This is a genomic window from Arthrobacter sp. TB 26 (assembly GCF_000427315.1).
Lineage (GTDB): Bacteria > Actinomycetota > Actinomycetes > Actinomycetales > Micrococcaceae > Arthrobacter.
Window position 1 is genome coordinate 1 of the sequence record NZ_AUPJ01000308.1, and the last position, 15,500, is coordinate 15,500.

Genomic DNA, 15,500 nt, shown 5'->3' on the forward strand with positions numbered 1-15,500 from the left:
CGGGGAGCATGCGGCCAACCCGCTGGAGTTCCAGGAATTCATGATCGCCCCCGCCGGTGCCCCGTCCTTCGCCGACGGCGTGCGCTGGGGATCGGATGTCTACCATGCCCTGTCCCGGAGGCTGCGCAAACAAGGTCTCTCGACCGGTCTGGGCGATGAAGGCGGGTACGCCCCTGACATCGCCCGCCCCGAAGAAGCATTGGATCTGATCGTGGCCGCCATCGGGGATGCCGGCTACACCGCTGGCCGGCACGGGATCGCGATCGCCCTGGACCCAGCGGCGAACTCTTTCTACGCCGACGGCACCTATACGGTCGCTGGACGTGCCTACACCCCGGAGCAGATAATCTCCTACTACGACAGGCTCATCACGGATTACCCGATCTGGAGTCTGGAGGACCCCCTGGCCGAAGAGGACCTCGAGGGGTGGCCCGCGCTGACGGCGGCTCTCGGGAGCCGGGTACAGGTGGTCGGGGACGATCTGTTCGTCACCTCCGCGGACCGGGTGCGGGAGGGTATCCGGACCGCCTCCGCGACCGCAGTACTGATCAAACCCAACCAGGCCGGCACCGTGAGCGAAACGTTCGATACCCTCACCGCCGCCAGTGAGGGAGGGTTCGGGGCGATGGTCTCGCACCGGTCCGGGGAAACCGACGATACTTTTGTCGCGGACCTTGTCGTGGGCTCCGGCTGCGGGCAGCTGAAGTCCGGCGCGCCGGCCCGCGGGGAACGCGTTGCCAAATACAACCGGCTCCTCGAAATCCAGGACGAGCACCCGGAACTGCCCTACGGGCCCACCGGCACCCACCTCAATGACCAGTAGACAACGACCCGACAGGAGCGCCCATGCATGAGTCCGCGAAGGAACCCCGGCCCGCCACCGGGCCCGCGGCGTACGTCCCGCGCCGGATCACCGGTCCGGTGCTGATGGGGGTGGTGCCCGGCCAGCCCCTGGCCGTGGCACACCGTGCCGCGGAACTGGCCTTCAGCCTGAACGTGAAGCTGGTCTGCGCGTACGTGGACGTCACCAGCTACTTGGCCGAAGAACCCGACGGCCGGATCGAAGCCCGGCCAATTGATCCGGACGGCATCGATGACGACATCGAGGGCATCAGCGCCGCCATCAAGGAACGCCTCCGGGAGGCCCTGGACGGAACCGGCATCGGATGGTCCTTCGTGACTCTCTCCGGTGACCCCGCCCGGGCGCTGGGACGGCTGGCCGAGTCCGCGGACGCCTCCGTCATCGTGGTCGGCACGCGCGAACGCGGCCTCGGCGCCCGCTTCGAGGAATTGCTGGTCGGCTCCGTTGCGGTCCATCTCACCCACCGCCAGCACCGCCCCGTCCTGGTGGTCCCGCTCGCTCCGCACACCAAACATCACCCGAAGGAGGGCCACTGATGGAACCGCCGACACCCGAGACCACAGCAAATGGCCGCCCGTCGTCAAGAGCCGACACCGAGGTCACGGACCGGCTCCCCATCGACAGCGACCCGGCACAGGCCACGGCGGACGAAACGGACGCGGGGACGCTCGGGGCGGCACGCGCGCACCGACCGGTGCACCTGCACCCCGGCTTTGTGCTGGTCGTCATCACCGGAGGAGTGTTCGGGGCCCTGACCCGTTACGGGCTCAGCACCGTTCTGCCGTCCCCGGGCGGGTGGCCGCTGCCCACGCTGATGATCAACCTGGCCGGGGCTTTCCTGCTCGGCGTCCTGCTCGAGGCGCTGGTCCGCCGCGGCCCGGACACCGGACGGCTCAGGGTGATCCGTCTGGTCGCCGGGACCGGGTTCATGGGCGCCTTCACCACGTACAGCACCCTGGCCCTGGAAACGAACACCCTGCTCGGCGCCGGACGGACCACGGACGCGCTGATCTATGTCGCCGCCACACTTATGGGAGGCGCCGTCGCAACAGTGGCCGGGATCCGGGCTGCTGCCGGGCACCACACCAGGATGACCACCCGGCGCCGGGACGCGACCCTCCGCCCCGACCGGCAGGAAGGCAATCCGTGAACGTCCTGACCATTCTCCTGCTGGGCCTCGCCGGCGGCCTCGGCGCCGGAACGCGCTTCGTCGTCGACGGGCTGGTCCGCTCCAAAATCCGAACCGCCCTCCCAATCGGCACCATCGCCATCAACATCACCGGATCCTTCCTCCTGGGACTGGTCGCCGGCGCCGTCATCACCCACGCCGCACCCGTCGAGCTGCAGGCCATCGCCGGCACCGGGTTCCTGGGCGGATACACGACCTTCAGCACGGCCAGCTTCGAGACCGTCCGGCTCATCCAGTCCCGCCGTACCGGTCTTGCCCTCCTGAACGGGATCGGCACCGCCGCCGCCGCCATCGGCGCCGCCGCCGCAGGCCTCGCTCTGGCAAGCCTCCTATGAGGCCAGCCAGCCACCGAACCAACTCCACGAAACAGACCAAGGAACGGCAGTGCCGGAAATGAATCGAGAGCACGTCACGACGGACGGGACCGAGAAAACCCAGCGGAACAAGCTCGGACCCATGGGCTTTGTGCTGGCCTTCGGCGCAGTCAGCATGCTCGCCGACGTCGTCTATGAAGGTGCCCGGTCCATCACGGGACCGTTCCTGGCCACCCTTGGCGCGTCCGCGGTCATGGTCGGCTTCATCACCGGGTTCGGGGAAGCCGTGGCCCTGGTCCTGCGTCTAGGCACCGGCCCCCTGGCGGACCGGACCCGTAGATACTGGCCGCTGACCATCGCCGGATACGCCCTGACCGTGGTCGCCGTGCCGCTCATGGCCCTGGCCAGTTCGCTGTGGCAGGCGTCGGCTCTGGTCATCATGGAGCGGTTCGGAAAGGCCGTCCGCACCCCGGCCAGGGACACCATGCTCTCTCACGCGGGGGCGGAAATGGGCCGTGGTAAGGCTTTCGCCATCCACGAGGCCCTCGACCAGTCCGGCGCACTCCTGGGCCCGCTGCTCGTCGGACTTATGGTCGCCATCTCCGGTTTCCAGCTCGGATTCGGCGTCCTGGCCATCCCGGGCGCAGCGGCCCTCGTCGCCGTGATCCTGCTCCGCCGGGCCGCGCCCGACCCTGCAGGCTATGACACACACTCTGTCAGCGAACCAGCCCGCGTGGCCGGGCAGGCGAGGGTCCGTGTCCCCTTGCCGGCCCGGTTCTGGTGGTACGGCGCGTTCACCGCGGTGTCGATGTTCGGGTTCTCCACCTTCGGGGTCATCTCCTACCACCTTGAAGTCCAGAACGTGGTGCCGACCGCACTGATACCGGTTACCTACGCCGTGTCCATGGGCGCCGCCGCCCTGTCGGCCCTGGCCTCCGGGGCGCTCTATGACCGGATCGGGCTGCGCGGCCTGCTCATCGCCCTGCCCCTAACCGCGGCCGTCCCGTTCCTGTCCTTCAGCACCACCCCCGGTCTGGTCTGGGCCGGTGCCGTCGTCTGGGGCGCAGCCCTGGGAATCCACGAATCCACCCTCCGCGCAGCCGTGGCGGACCTCGTTCCGGCTGTCCGGCGCGGGACCGGGTACGGCATCTTCACCGCCATCTACGGCACCGCCTGGCTCGCCGGGTCAACCATCATCGGCGCCCTCTACTCGGCATCCCTCACCGGCCTCATGATCTTCACCGTCGGCACCCAACTGGTAGCGCTGGTCGCCTTCATCCCACTGCTCAAACCAGCTTCCGCACAAAGCCGCACCACCTAGGCCGGGCCGGGTTGGCCGGTATCAGTCACCACAGTGCCGGCTCCCGCGACTGAAACGAGCAGCCGTTACGAACCGATGCGCCGCCAGCACGACGAGTGCGGGTCAGCCGTGGGCGGGCTCGCCGGTGACTTTGTGGTCGGCGTGGTTCAGGCCTTCCATGACGAGGCGGGCCAGGTGCCCGTCCGCGAGGCTGTAGATGACTCGGCGGCTTTGCTTTTGCGTGGTGACCAGGCCGCTGAAGCGTAGCTTGGCCAGGTGCTGGCTGACGGAGGTGCGTGAGGCTCCGGTCTGCTCTACCAGGGCGCCGACGTCGGAGGGTTCCTGGGCCAGGAGCCAAAGCAGGTGCAGCCGGGTGGGGTCCGAGAGCATCCGGAACGTCGCTGTGGCCGCGTCCAGCCGGCGGGAATCCGGTGCGTCGGGGTGGTGGAGGCTGGCGGCCGGAATGGGGTGTGCGTTTTCCACCGGCTCAGCCTTTCATAGTCGGCCACGACGCATACTTCGAGGTTCCCGGTATCCCGCGAGATGTCTCGGGCCACCGGCGGCCCCCAAAAACAGTACAGGAACCGGGGATTCCGGCCGCAGTTCCGGTCTAAAGTCCGGTTCGGGAGTGCCATAGGCGAGGCGGTAGGAGTTGGCCGGTTTCGATGGTGGCGACGGTGAAGGTGGCCCGGTCCATGACGGCGGCGCAAGCCTGGGTGCGGTGAAGGTCTTGGTCCAGCCGGTGAACGATTCGTTGGAGACGATGGCGCCGGCCGGCCGTCGCCGGCGGCCTGCCCGGAATATCGGGCATGGCGTAGGCCGTGCGTATGCACCCCACAGACCATGATCCCGCCGCCTGGCAAAAGAGTGATGCGTCTGCGCAAGTAGCGGGTCAAGGACGATTAACCGTAGTCTTGGGCACTTGCCCGCTCCCCGTTCAACGTCCGGCAGGTTCCCATGGCTGCACTGGCTCCAACCGAGTCCTTCATTCCGTCCCCGACCGTCAGCGCGTTCCATCTGGGACCGCTGACAATACACTTTTACGCCCTGTGCATTCTTGCCGGAATAGCCCTCGCCCTCTGGCTCGGTTCACGGCGCTGGCAGCAGCGCGGCGGCGGGCCCGGTCAGGTGGTTGACGTCTGCCTCTGGGCCATTCCCGCCGGAATCGTCGGCGGCCGGATCTATCACGTCATCACCGACCCGGAGCTGTATTTCCTCCCCGGCCGGAACCCGTGGAACGCCTTCGCCATCTGGGACGGCGGGCTGGGCATCTGGGGTGCGGTAGCCCTGGGGTGTGCCGGGGCCTGGATCGGCTGCCGCAGGCTGGGCGTGTCCTTTGTGGCATTCCTCGACGCAGTGGCCCCGGGAGTCCTGTTCGCCCAGGCTCTGGGCCGCTGGGGCAACTGGTTCAACAACGAGCTCTACGGGGACCCCACGTCCCTGCCGTGGAGGCTACAGATCCATCAGCTGGACCCCGTCTCCGGGACCGCCGTGACGGACCCGTCCGGGGCGCCGGTGGTGTTGGGCTTCTTCCAACCCACGTTCCTTTACGAATCCCTCTGGTGTGTCATCGCCGGTTTCGCCATACTCTTCGTGGACTCCCGCATCAGACTCGGCGCGGGAAGCGTGTTTGCCCTCTACGTCGCCGGCTATTCGGCCGGACGTTTCGCCTTCGAATTGATGCGCTCCGACTACGCCAACCTGATCCTGGGCCTGCGCGTGAACACCTGGGTCGCGGCCCTGGTGTTCCTGGCCGGCGCGGCCGCCTTCGTCGCACGCTGCCGCCGCCCCAGGTCCACGGCCCAGCCCAAGGAAGAAGCCACAACCCGGGCGCCCGGCAAGGAATCCTCGCTGCCCCGCTGACATCCGGTGCCGACCCGGCGCTTGGTGGGCTACCGGGCGAAGGGCCTTTCGCCGTCCGTGCGACGCTCGCCCTTCGGTGAGACGTGCCGATAGAGGGCATGGCCGGTGACGCCGGTTTCGGTGCAGAGGTCGCTGACTTTGGAATCGGGCTTGCCCCGACGGCGCGACCCGGGACGGACATATCCGTCAGTGCCGTCACACCTCCAATCCGTCGTTTACGAAATTTGACGCGCGGAGGGGTGCAACCCGGTAAGGACTCCGGCGTCGCCGCGTGTCGGTTCAGGTATCGGTCAGTGGGATGGGGATGATTCCTGCGGCGCGTAATGCCGGCAGCGCGCGGGCGATCCCAGCGGCTGTTCCTCCGGTCGGGTGGTTGGCGTGGGCGATCACGATCTCCCCGGCCCGGGCTGCGGTGACTTCGCGGAATACGACCGCCGCAGGGTAGGTGGCACCGGCGTCGCCTTTGGTGCTGAAGGAGACCGGGACCATTCCCGTTGCATGGACAATCCGGACAGCGACGTCGTCAAGGTAGGCGGTCCCCGGCCGGAAATAACGGGCTGTCCTGCCGGTGAGACGGTGAAGGGCGTCCTGGTTTATCATGACTTCGTCGTAGATTTCTGCCGCGCTGGCGGTCCCGGGAATGCCGTAGGCGCTGCGGCCGGAGACCGAGAGCGGCACGTGTCGGGTGCCGTGATTACCGATTTCGAACAGCGGGTTTTCGGCCAGCGACTTCGCTGGTCCGGGCTTGGCCCGGACCCACCGCAAGTTCAGGAAAAACGTGGCCGGGGTGCCCGTTTTTTGCAGGGCATCGATGAGGGTCTGGTCCACGGCGTTGCCTCCGGGGCCGCCGCAGCAGTCAAAGCTCAGAGCGATGCCTGCGTTGCCGGCAGGGAGCCGGGTGAGGACTCCGGGAAGCTGGAGTCCCCAGGCCCGGGGTGCTTGTCCTGTGAAGGCTGCCGCGATCTGTTCCTTGCCGGGTGGGGCCGGTACGGGCTCGGGAAGGGTTGATGGATGGCCCTCCGGGGTACCGGTTACGGGGGCGGCGTTTACTGCTCTGCCGGTACGCTGCCCGGGGGGATTTTGGCACCCGGCGAGGGCCAGTGCGGCGGAGAGGATGAACGCCCGCCGGCTCGCCGCTGTACCCGGATGATTTGAATGAGCTGTCCCCATGGCCGTGTCTGTCCTTGCCTTTCGTCGTCTCCACTGCCAGCCGCCGTGTCCAGGCAGGTTTCGATTTGTCATTTGCTTGTTCTTCAACGGCCCTCCCGGCCGGGATGACGGCTGAGGGTACCGGCCTTCGGCCGGGGTGCCTTCTCAGCTTCCGGCTAAGACGCTCTCCGCGATGCCCGTGGTGACGGGGCCGTTCAGTGGATCAGGCCGGAGACGAGGTTGATGGTGGTGGCGAGCACAATGGTGCCCAGGAGGTAGGACAGCAGTGCCTGGCGCAGGACTGTGGATCGGATGGCGTCGGTTTTTAGGTTCGTGTCGGAGACCTGGAAGGTCATCCCGACGGTGAAGGCCAGGTACGCGAAGTCACGGTAGTGCGGGGCGTTTTCTTCGTTGAAGTCGACTCCGGACCGGTCCCGGTAGTAGAGCATCGCGTAGCGGAGGGTGAACAGCGTATGGACCAGAAACCAGGACAGCGCGACGCTCGCCAGGGCCATCGTCAGCACCAGTGCCTTCGCGGGTCCCTGTGTGCCGGCGGCGTCCAGGAGAATGAGTGCGACGCCGCCGAAACTGGCGACAGTGGCGGTGAGAACCAGGATGTCGGCCGCCTTTCGGCCCGGGTCCTCGCTGCGTGCGTGGGCCGCCGTGGCGGCCCCGTCGAGGCGTCCGATGACTGCCCACACCCATATCAGGTATGTCAGGGAGGCAGCCGCCCATCCGACCGCCGGGGCGTAGTCCGGGCGTGCATAGACGGCGGTGGGCAGGCCCGCTGCCACGCCGGCGGCCAGCATGAAGGCCAGCCGAGACCGGGTGTGGCGCGCCGGTGCCTGGCCGGGGCCCGGGAACCCTTCATGGGTGTTCCTGCCGCCGCTGCGAACCTCATGCCGGGACAAGGTACCCCCTCCGTACGTGCAGAAACAGTCCGGTGGCCGCAGGCGGACCGGCGGGTGCCGCTGGAGAGGGGTTATGGTTGCCGGCGTGTGCGGAAAAATTAGATCTCATAAGTCGCTCTCGTACCCGAGGAGGTCGAGGCCGAGCCATTCGATGAAGCGTTGTTTCATTGGGGGCCGGCGATGACCGCGAGGTGTTCCTCGGTCGTCCGAACAGTGTCGTCCCCGGCGCGGATCGGTTGCATTCCTGCGGCGTGGATCTTGCGGGCCATTCCCGGCTGGATCCGCGGCGGCTGAGGGTTGGTCGTGAGGGTGGCGTCCCGAGGGCTGAGGCTGTTCGCGAGTGCCCGTTGAGCCGGGCATCAAGGTCTTCCAGGTGGGCCCGTTCCGGCGCACCGGAATGCGGGCGCCGTTGAAACTCCGGACAGTCCAGGTACCGGCCTGTCCGGAGTTGGCGCGGCTGAGCACTTCTTCGATGAGGTCCCGGGCCCGACGGTGCAGGCTGACCACTGTCCGGTCCCGCGCGCCGGGTGGGTGGTCTCCGGCAGCGGGTGCATTCCAGGACTTCCCTGGCGCATTTTTGTGTTCGGTGCGGTCAGCTGTGCGGGGGAATCCAGCGGTCGAGCTCATGGCTGTGATGCTACGCAGCGGCCGGTAAGAGAAGGCTAAGAGCCCCCGGCGGGATTAGGCGCTGCCGGAGCCGAACCGGGCAAGGGTATGAGGTGCCGCCTGGGTGTGGTCGTGTTCGTCCTCCACGAGTCGTTCCTCCCGGTGGAGTTCCTGCGGGAATCCTTCCGGCACGGCCGGCCCGGAGGGACGGGGATGAACCAGGGGTCCGGGCACCGTACCAGCGTGTACTTCAAGTGCGGCGGGGGCCATGGTCGTCTGCAGGGCTCCCGCCGGCACCGCATGGGAGGGGTGCTCGGCACCGGAGGCGGCCCCGATTCCGAGCACTGAAACGAGGCCCACGATCAGGGCTGCCGTGAGGCTGTGCCGGATGCTGTTCATACCGCCAGCCTCTCCCGGCCCGGATGAGAAACCCCTGTGGAAGTCCGTCCGGTGGGGGCTTGCTGGTGGTGGCCGGAGTCCCGGCGAAAGACGGGCCGGCCGGGACCCTGGGATCATGACCACGCAGGTGCGGAGAGTTCGCCGCCACGGTCGGCCCGTGCGCGTCAGGAGAAACCCTGCAGGACGGGCAAACAAAACAACTTTTAAGGCTTGAGCAGGACGCTCACCGGCTGTCGCGCCTGGACGTGATCGGACTTGAGGGTGTCGCGTCCGCAGCGGCGTGCGTGGCCCGGACCGGGAAGCTCCGAGGCTCTGCCGCCGCCGCGTGAGTGTGTGCTCATCCAAGAGCCGGGGGCTGGTCTTTCCCCGACCGGGGGACGTTGGTTGTTCTCAGCAACCGCTCAGCATCGGTGTCCTACGATTGGGGCCATGGTTTCTTTGGCACTGCCCGCCGGCCTCATGTCCCGACCTGCTACGGGGCTGCTGCCTCCGTGGCTTGATCCGAATGAGTTTCTCCGGGACCCCGCCCTTGCTCCCTGGATCGTCGGGGTGGTGTGTGTGTTCTTGTTCGTTGAAACCGGGCTTCTGGTCGGGTTCTTCCTGCCGGGCGATTCTCTTTTGTTCACGGCAGGGCTGCTGGTAGCTACCGGCACCATCCAGGTGAATATTCTCTTCCTGGCTGCCGCCGCGTTCGTGGCAGCCTTCGCCGGCGACCAAACCGGCTACCTTATCGGACGCAAAGCGGGCCCGGCAATTTTTCGGAAAGAGGATTCCCGGTTCTTTCAGCGCAGGTACGTGGACCAGGCACACCACTTTTTCGAGAAGTACGGGCGCCGGTCCGTTGTTCTGGCCCGCTTTGTTCCTGTGGTGCGTACGTTCCTTCCGGTCACAGCCGGCGTCGCCCGGATGGGTTACCGTTCTTTCCTCGCCTTCAATGCCATCGGAGCCTTCCTGTGGGGTGTCGGGGTGACGTTGCTAGGGTTCTGGCTGGGACGTTACGAATGGATCGGTTCCAACATTGATCTGATATTCGTTGTGATTGTCGTGGTCTCCTTCGTCCCCATCGGAGTGGAATTGCTCAAGAGCCGAAGGCAAAAGACCGCTGATCCCGAGCGGCAGCACGAAAGATCCTGACAGCGGGGCCGGGACCTTGAGAGCTGAGCCGTTTCAGGGATTCAGCTCCGAGCGGTAGCGCGCCTGAATTTACAGATTACCCGCAGGAAATTGGGGTCGTTTCGCAAGCTAACTTCTGGCAGGCTCAGTCGCATCGGTCGTGACTTTTCTGCGATGTAGCTTCAGGGATGACCCGGCGCGGGATCTTTGAGGACAGGAGTGCAGCGTGGCAGCCCAAAACTTGTTCGGCTTGGAAGCCTCGACTTTTGGGGCGGGTCCCAACCGCCTGCGTCATGGCAATGGTCTTCATTCTCGTATCTGTTACGGCCTGTCAGTCGCAGGGCGGCCCGGCGCTGGGGCCGCGGGCTGGAACTCCCGGGCATGTGTTCGTGATCAACCTGGAGAACAAGGGTTACGACCGGGTCTGGGGAAGCGGATCCCCGGCGCACTATCTCTCCGGAACACTGCGCTCCCAGGGGGTGCTGCTCACCAATTATTACGGCATCTCGCACAACTCGCTGCCCAATTATCTGGCCCAGATCTGCGGGCAGCCGCCGAACATGAGCACTAAACAGGATTGCCCCGTCTACACCCCGTTCACCGGCACGGGACTGGATTCGCAGGGACGGCTAATGGGAGACGGGTGCGTCTTTCCCGCCGAGGTCCCCCACCATCGCCGGGCAACTGAGCGCCAAGTCCAAAACCTGCCGCGGCTACATGGAAGACATGTCCTCACCCTGCCAACACCCGGAGCTGGGCGCCGTCGACGGGCATGTGGCCGCCGCCCACCGCGACCAGTACGGCACCCGCCACAATCCGTTCGTCTACTTCCGCTCCCTCACCTCCAGCCCGGATTGCGCGAAGAACGTGGTCAACTATTCCAAGCTCGGAAAGGACCTGCAGTCGGTCACCACCACGGCCAACCTCTCCTACATCATCCCCAACCTGTGCCACGACGGGCACGACAGTCCCTGCGTGGACGGCACCGCCGGCGGCCTCGGCACGACGGATGAATGGCTCAAAAGCCAGGTGCCGGCAATCCTGGCCTCCCCCGCCTACCAACAGGACGGCATGCTCGTGATCACCTTTGACGAGGCCGACGACGGTGCCGTCGGCCTCTCGACGGGGCGTCACCGGAGGCACGGCCGGAGGAAAGGTCGGCGCCCTGGCGCTCTCCCCGTTCACCGCCCCGGGCAGCAGCTCGGACCCGCCCCTACAACCCCTACAGCCTGCTGGCGAGCATGGAAGATATCTTCGCGCTGCCCCGCCTCGCGGGCGCCGGCGAACCCGCGGTCAACACCTTCGGGGCGGACGTCTACCGTTCCGGCGCCTAGAAAGGTGGGCCCACGGGGCCAGAACGGTCCTGCCGTCGGGCCCGGTCCTCTCTTCGGGGGCGGCTCAATTTGCGCCGGCTGTGTTCTGAAGCGGACGGTGTTCAGGGGCTTTGAGGTTTCATCCTTTGTTCCTCACCGGTGTTTTCGGGCGGGTGGATGAAGGCCCGGGCGCTGCGGGGTGCCCCCGGGGAAGGCCCGAGGGGGTGTTGGGGCGGCGGAGGATACGGCGGGCCAGTGTCAGGGTTTCGCCGAGGTTGATGGTGGGGAGGTAGGCCCGGGTGATGGCGTTGCCGATGGCCGGCAGCGCCGCGGCGTCAGGGTAGAGCATGTACAGGGGTTCGTAGCGGGGCTGGAATTTTGCTTTGAATGCCAGCAGGGACCTGAACCCGTAGACAGGTTCCAGGGTCGCGCCGAGCCGGTCGAGGAGCCGGTCCAGGCTGCCGGTAACTTCCGGTCCGGCGACTGCCGGTGCCATGGTGCTCGTGAGTCGGGCGAGTGGTGCTCCGGAGAGGCTGATGAACCGGTATCCTTCGTCTTTGAGGCTCAGTGCTGCGGAGGCGATGAGGAATTCGATGCCGGCCCGGAACCCGGTGCTGCGGCGCCGCATGAAGTCCAGGGTCCAACCTTCGATCGTGCCGTTGCGGTAGACGGGCAGCCAGGAGGCGACGGCGTGGACTCTGTCAGAGTCGTCGATAGCGAGCAGCAGACGGACGTCGGGGTCGTTGAGTTCGTCCAGGCCGCCAAGGGTGAATCCCATTTCGGGCATCTTTTTATCGGCTACCCATTCTTCAGAGATTTCCTGGATCTGAGCCAGCAGGGTAAATGGTGCGGTCCCGTAGGTGGTCCATTCGGCGCGGATCCCGGCTTTGGCCGCGTTGTTCATGGCGGTGCGGATGTCCTGGAATTTTTTTCCTTTGAAGGACACCGCATCCAGTTCCAGGATCGTTTCCTGGGCTACCTGCACGGACCCCCAGCCGAGGGACGCGGCGTGGTCGCGCAGGTCAGCGGGGACAGAGTAGAAGCACGGGGTCCAGCCTTGCCCGGAGCAGAAGAGGGTGAACTCCGCGACGGCGGCCTTGGTCTGGGGCCCGGGGCCGACCGGGACGCCGAGCGTCAGGGCCACCCCGGCGATGACACGGTAGGCGATGAAACTCTCACCGGTGGAGGAGAACCAGTAGGTGTTCCCTGGCCAGGTCGTCATCCAGGACAGGGTGCTGCCCTGCCGGGTTTTCAGTATTTCCCGCGCGCGGCTGGTACCGGCAGTGTGTTGGGCCGGGGCCGGGCGCAGGAACGTTTTGAGGACCAGCACAGCGGTGACGGCCCAGAAACTCACACCGGTGCCCTCGTAGAGGAGTACCGCAGGGGTGCTTTGGGGGAAGAACGCCGGGGACAGATCCAGCATGTAGCCCAGTGGCAGGAACCTGTCGGGAATATCTGCCAACAGCTCAAGCGGTGCCGGTCCGGGTGTGAAGCCGGGGGCCAGAAGGATGCCGGCAAGCAGATAGACCCCGGCAAGGAATGCTGCTGTTTTCCCGATACTGACCGCGAGCCGGCGGTAGGTCCCCGCCGGGGCGGTGACGGGGAACAGTCGGCGGCTCAGGAGTAACACGATGGTGAGTGCGACGGGCAGCAGCAGCGGCAGTATCAGGGCCAGCGGATGCGTGTACCCGGGGACCTCGATGGCGCCGATCCCCTCTCCGGCAGCCGTGTCCGGTGCCGCCGGGTACAGGACACCGGCGATGGTGATCCCCGCCAGAACGGACAAAGCCAGCTGAATCAGCACGGCGCCGGCCCAGGCGAAGCGGCGTCCCCGGCGCAGACCGTCGGAGAGCAGCAGCAACAAAAACGACGGAAGAATAGCCATGAAAATCCCGCCGGCCCCGGCGCGCAGCTGCAGTTGCGCGCCGGCGCATTCCTTGGCCTGTCCCGGGTCCGCGCAGAGGCTCTGGAGTGTCTGCGGGTCCACGGGCTGGATGTTGGTAAACAAAAACCGCAGGACCGATAAGGGCCCGGCGGCGTGCGGTGTCAGGCCGGCGACGACCGGTCCGATGGCCGATACGGCCACCAGAAGCGCGATGAGAACCCGTCCTTCATGCCGGGAGCTGACGGGGCGCCCGAAGCGGGGGGCCCTGCCGTACAGGACCGGGCCCAGAAGGGCACCGGCTACGGCGGCGCCGAGCCGGACCAGGTCCGCGAATCCGCCGCTGTAGAGGGCCAGGAGTATCAGCAGGGCGAAGACGACCAGGCGGATCCGGCGCCGCCACAGGGTCGGCATCATCGCCGTCCCCGCCATGAGGGCCCCGGTCATGAGTGCACTGGGGCCAAGGAAGAGGTGCCCGCTCATTTCCTGGGCCCAGGTCCCCATCGTCTGACGTGCGACGGTGAGGAACCCGAGAGCGGCACCAATTCCGAGGATCTGGGAGCCAAGAGCCGCCGCGGCGAACCGCACGCTCCCCATCCGGGGTTCCAGGGCAAGCCCGACGCCCAGAAGCACGGCGCTTCCCAGCAGGTACCCGGTCAGGTCCTGCGCCCACAGCCCGGAACTCAGAAGTGCCCACCAGTGGCCGGGCAGGGAGTGCGCTGTCGCTGCCACGTTCGGCCGCAGCGACCCGGGCGGGCCGGTGACGAGGCTGGAGGACAGTGTGCCGGCGGACCAAAAAGCGAGAATGAACCCGACCGTGACCGGGCCGCGGCGCAGTCTTCGGATCAGCGATACCAGGGCTCGTGGGGAGCCCGGCTGCCCGGGACCCAGCAGTGGCACTGGCATGGGGATTCCTTTCAGCATGCGCGGAAGGCGGCGGGGTGTCCGGGGACGTTGCTGCGGGGTTGCCGGTCAGTTGCTCACCGCTGGTGCAATGGCCTGGCTTCGAACCTGCGGATCAGGGGCAGGGTGAAGATTCGGGGTGTAATGAGGTTATTCCATACCGGCAGCCAGGCGAGGATCGCTGCGCTGCTGATGAGCACGGACCCGATCACGTCGCTGAGGTAGTGCACGCCGAGATACATTCGGGAGAAAGCCACGACGGCCACGAACAGGGATCCTGCGGCCAGGACCGCCAGACGCTGCCCCGTGCCGTGGGCAAGGACCAGCGTAGCGGCCAGGGCCAGTGCGACAGCGAACGCGGTATGCCCGGAGGGGAAGCTGTTGTTGCCCGTCTCGGCGATGAGGGCTCCGGTCACATCGGCCGGCGGCCGGGAACGGCTCACCAGAATTTTGACGGCCGTTGATGCCAGCCATCCGACAGCCACGACGGAGCCGAACGCCAGCGCCTGCACAGGGCGTCGGCGGAACCAGAACAGGTACCCGCAAATCATCAAAACCAACACCAGGGCACCGGCCGGTCCCAGACCGTAATGAATGGCCTCACTCACCGCAATCAACACCTTGTTCCTCCCATGACTTAGGAAGATGTCCAGGGCCAGCTCCGGGGCCAGGGGCCCGAAGGACTTCGCCGTCATCCCTGCCGCGGCCGTGGCCGCGAAGATGGAGAGTGCGACCGTGAGCCACCACCAGGACCGTAACCCGGGGAAAATCGTGTTTCGGTGTTCGGCGGGGGATTCCACAATGCAGTCCTGACGGTTGGCGGGCCCTCACAGGCGTTGTGCCATCAGCATGGGGCACCGGCTCTGAGAGAAAGCTGAGAGGCGCACCGCGGTTTCTCAGGCGCCCCTCAACCTGGGTCGGGGATACTGCGGGTATCAACGAAAGGGGACCATCATGCGGATTTTGCTGGTCGAGGACGAAACGACACTGGCCGAGACCGTCCGTCGTGGCCTGACCAACGAGGGCTTCGTGGTGGACGTCACCCACGACGGGGTCAGCGGCCTGTGGGCCGCGACCGAGAACCCGTACGACGTGATCCTGCTGGATCTGATGCTCCCGCTCAAAAACGGGTACGACGTCCTGAAGGAACTGCGTGAACGCCTGATCTGGACCCCGGTGCTGATGCTCACGGCCAAAGACGGGGAATACGATCAGACGGATGCGTTCGACCTCGGAGCCGATGACTACCTGACCAAACCCTTCAGCTTCATCGTCCTCGTCGCCAGGATCCGTGCCCTGATCCGGCGCGGCGCCCCGGAACGGCCCGTCACGCTGACTCTCGGGACCCTCACCCTGGATCCCGGCAGCCGCAGCGTCCGCCGCAGCGGCACCGTTATCGAGCTCACCGCCCGGGAGTACGGCCTGCTGCACTACCTGATGCGCAGCCACGACCAGGTCGTGTCAAAGTCCCAGATCCTGGACAACGTCTGGGACCCCGCGTTCGAGGGCGGCGACAACGTCGTAGAGGTCTACATCGGCTACCTGCGCCGAAAGATCGACACCCCCTTCGGGCTGCAGACCCTCACCACTGTCCGGGGAATGGGCTACATGCTGACCGGCGACCGGCCAACGGCATAACGGAAGGGTCGGACCACGGGAGGTCCCGGACGTGTCCGAGGCATCCGGTGACCTGATA

Annotated in this window: 14 protein-coding genes and 1 pseudogene; 9 read left to right on the forward strand and 6 right to left on the reverse strand. The window is 66.6% G+C overall.

The genetic code is table 11. The features are described 5' to 3' along the window. The 5 genes from eno to K789_RS0111175 form a co-directional block, all read left to right on the forward strand. On the forward strand, nt 1–823 hold an 823-nt coding region (gene eno, locus K789_RS0111155; RefSeq protein WP_024366834.1), incomplete at its 5' end, for a phosphopyruvate hydratase. Between the two features lie 23 nt (nt 824–846). Beyond that, a complete protein-coding gene (locus tag K789_RS0111160) occupies nt 847–1,398 on the forward strand; it encodes a universal stress protein (protein WP_024366835.1) in 552 nt (183 codons plus the stop codon). Then, on the forward strand, nt 1,398–2,012 hold the full coding sequence (locus K789_RS22900) for a fluoride efflux transporter FluC (protein ID WP_024366836.1): 615 nt from the start codon (nt 1,398–1,400) through the stop codon (nt 2,010–2,012). Before K789_RS0111160 ends, K789_RS22900 begins: the two co-directional genes overlap by 1 nt. Nucleotides 2,013–2,017: 5 nt before the next feature. After that, nucleotides 2,018–2,386, forward strand: a complete 369-nt coding sequence (locus K789_RS0111170) for a FluC/FEX family fluoride channel (protein WP_024366837.1) — start codon at nt 2,018–2,020, stop codon at nt 2,384–2,386. 58 nt (nt 2,387–2,444) lie between these two features. Next, entirely contained in the window at nt 2,445–3,686 is a 1,242-nt protein-coding gene (locus K789_RS0111175; RefSeq protein WP_202805073.1) for an MFS transporter, read from the forward strand. Between the two features lie 102 nt (nt 3,687–3,788). On the opposite strand, the gene K789_RS0111180 is transcribed toward K789_RS0111175, so the two are convergent. Further along, nucleotides 3,789–4,148, reverse strand: coding sequence for an ArsR/SmtB family transcription factor (locus K789_RS0111180; RefSeq protein WP_024366839.1), 360 nt, complete (start codon nt 4,146–4,148; stop codon nt 3,789–3,791). A 474-nt stretch (nt 4,149–4,622) separates the two neighbouring features. Between K789_RS0111180 and lgt the strand changes: the two genes are divergently transcribed. After that, nucleotides 4,623–5,528 (forward strand): prolipoprotein diacylglyceryl transferase, encoded by a 906-nt coding sequence (gene lgt, locus K789_RS0111185; RefSeq protein WP_024366840.1) that lies wholly within the window; start codon nt 4,623–4,625, stop codon nt 5,526–5,528. A gap of 279 nt (nt 5,529–5,807) precedes the next feature. On the opposite strand, the gene K789_RS0111190 is transcribed toward lgt, so the two are convergent. The 3 genes from K789_RS0111190 to K789_RS0111205 form a co-directional block, all read right to left on the reverse strand. After that, entirely contained in the window at nt 5,808–6,698 is an 891-nt protein-coding gene (locus K789_RS0111190; RefSeq protein ID WP_024366841.1) for a polysaccharide deacetylase family protein, read from the reverse strand. A gap of 194 nt (nt 6,699–6,892) precedes the next feature. Further along, a complete protein-coding gene (locus tag K789_RS0111195; RefSeq protein ID WP_024366842.1) occupies nt 6,893–7,486 on the reverse strand; it encodes a DUF1345 domain-containing protein in 594 nt (197 codons plus the stop codon). Nucleotides 7,487–8,269: 783 nt separating this feature from the next. Further along, nucleotides 8,270–8,593, reverse strand: a complete 324-nt coding sequence (locus K789_RS0111205) for a hypothetical protein (RefSeq protein ID WP_024366843.1) — start codon at nt 8,591–8,593, stop codon at nt 8,270–8,272. Nucleotides 8,594–9,022: 429 nt separating this feature from the next. Between K789_RS0111205 and K789_RS0111210 the strand changes: the two genes are divergently transcribed. Next, nucleotides 9,023–9,727 carry a DedA family protein gene (locus K789_RS0111210; protein WP_024366844.1) on the forward strand — a complete coding sequence of 235 codons (705 nt, stop codon included), beginning with the start codon at nt 9,023–9,025 and terminating at the stop codon, nt 9,725–9,727. 696 nt (nt 9,728–10,423) lie between these two features. Further along, a pseudogene (locus K789_RS26185) lies at nt 10,424–10,747 on the forward strand (phosphoesterase); the annotation flags it as partial. 411 nt (nt 10,748–11,158) lie between these two features. On the opposite strand, the gene K789_RS0111225 reads toward K789_RS26185, so the two are convergent. After that, nucleotides 11,159–13,807 carry a phosphatidylglycerol lysyltransferase domain-containing protein gene (locus tag K789_RS0111225; RefSeq protein ID WP_024366846.1) on the reverse strand — a complete coding sequence of 883 codons (2,649 nt, stop codon included), beginning with the start codon at nt 13,805–13,807 and terminating at the stop codon, nt 11,159–11,161. A gap of 74 nt (nt 13,808–13,881) precedes the next feature. After that, entirely contained in the window at nt 13,882–14,604 is a 723-nt protein-coding gene (locus K789_RS0111230) for a phosphatase PAP2 family protein (RefSeq protein ID WP_024366847.1), read from the reverse strand. A gap of 154 nt (nt 14,605–14,758) precedes the next feature. Between K789_RS0111230 and K789_RS0111235 the strand changes: the two genes are divergently transcribed. Continuing rightward, nucleotides 14,759–15,442, forward strand: coding sequence for a response regulator transcription factor (locus tag K789_RS0111235; protein ID WP_024366848.1), 684 nt, complete (start codon nt 14,759–14,761; stop codon nt 15,440–15,442). Nucleotides 15,443–15,500: the final 58 nt, after the last annotated feature.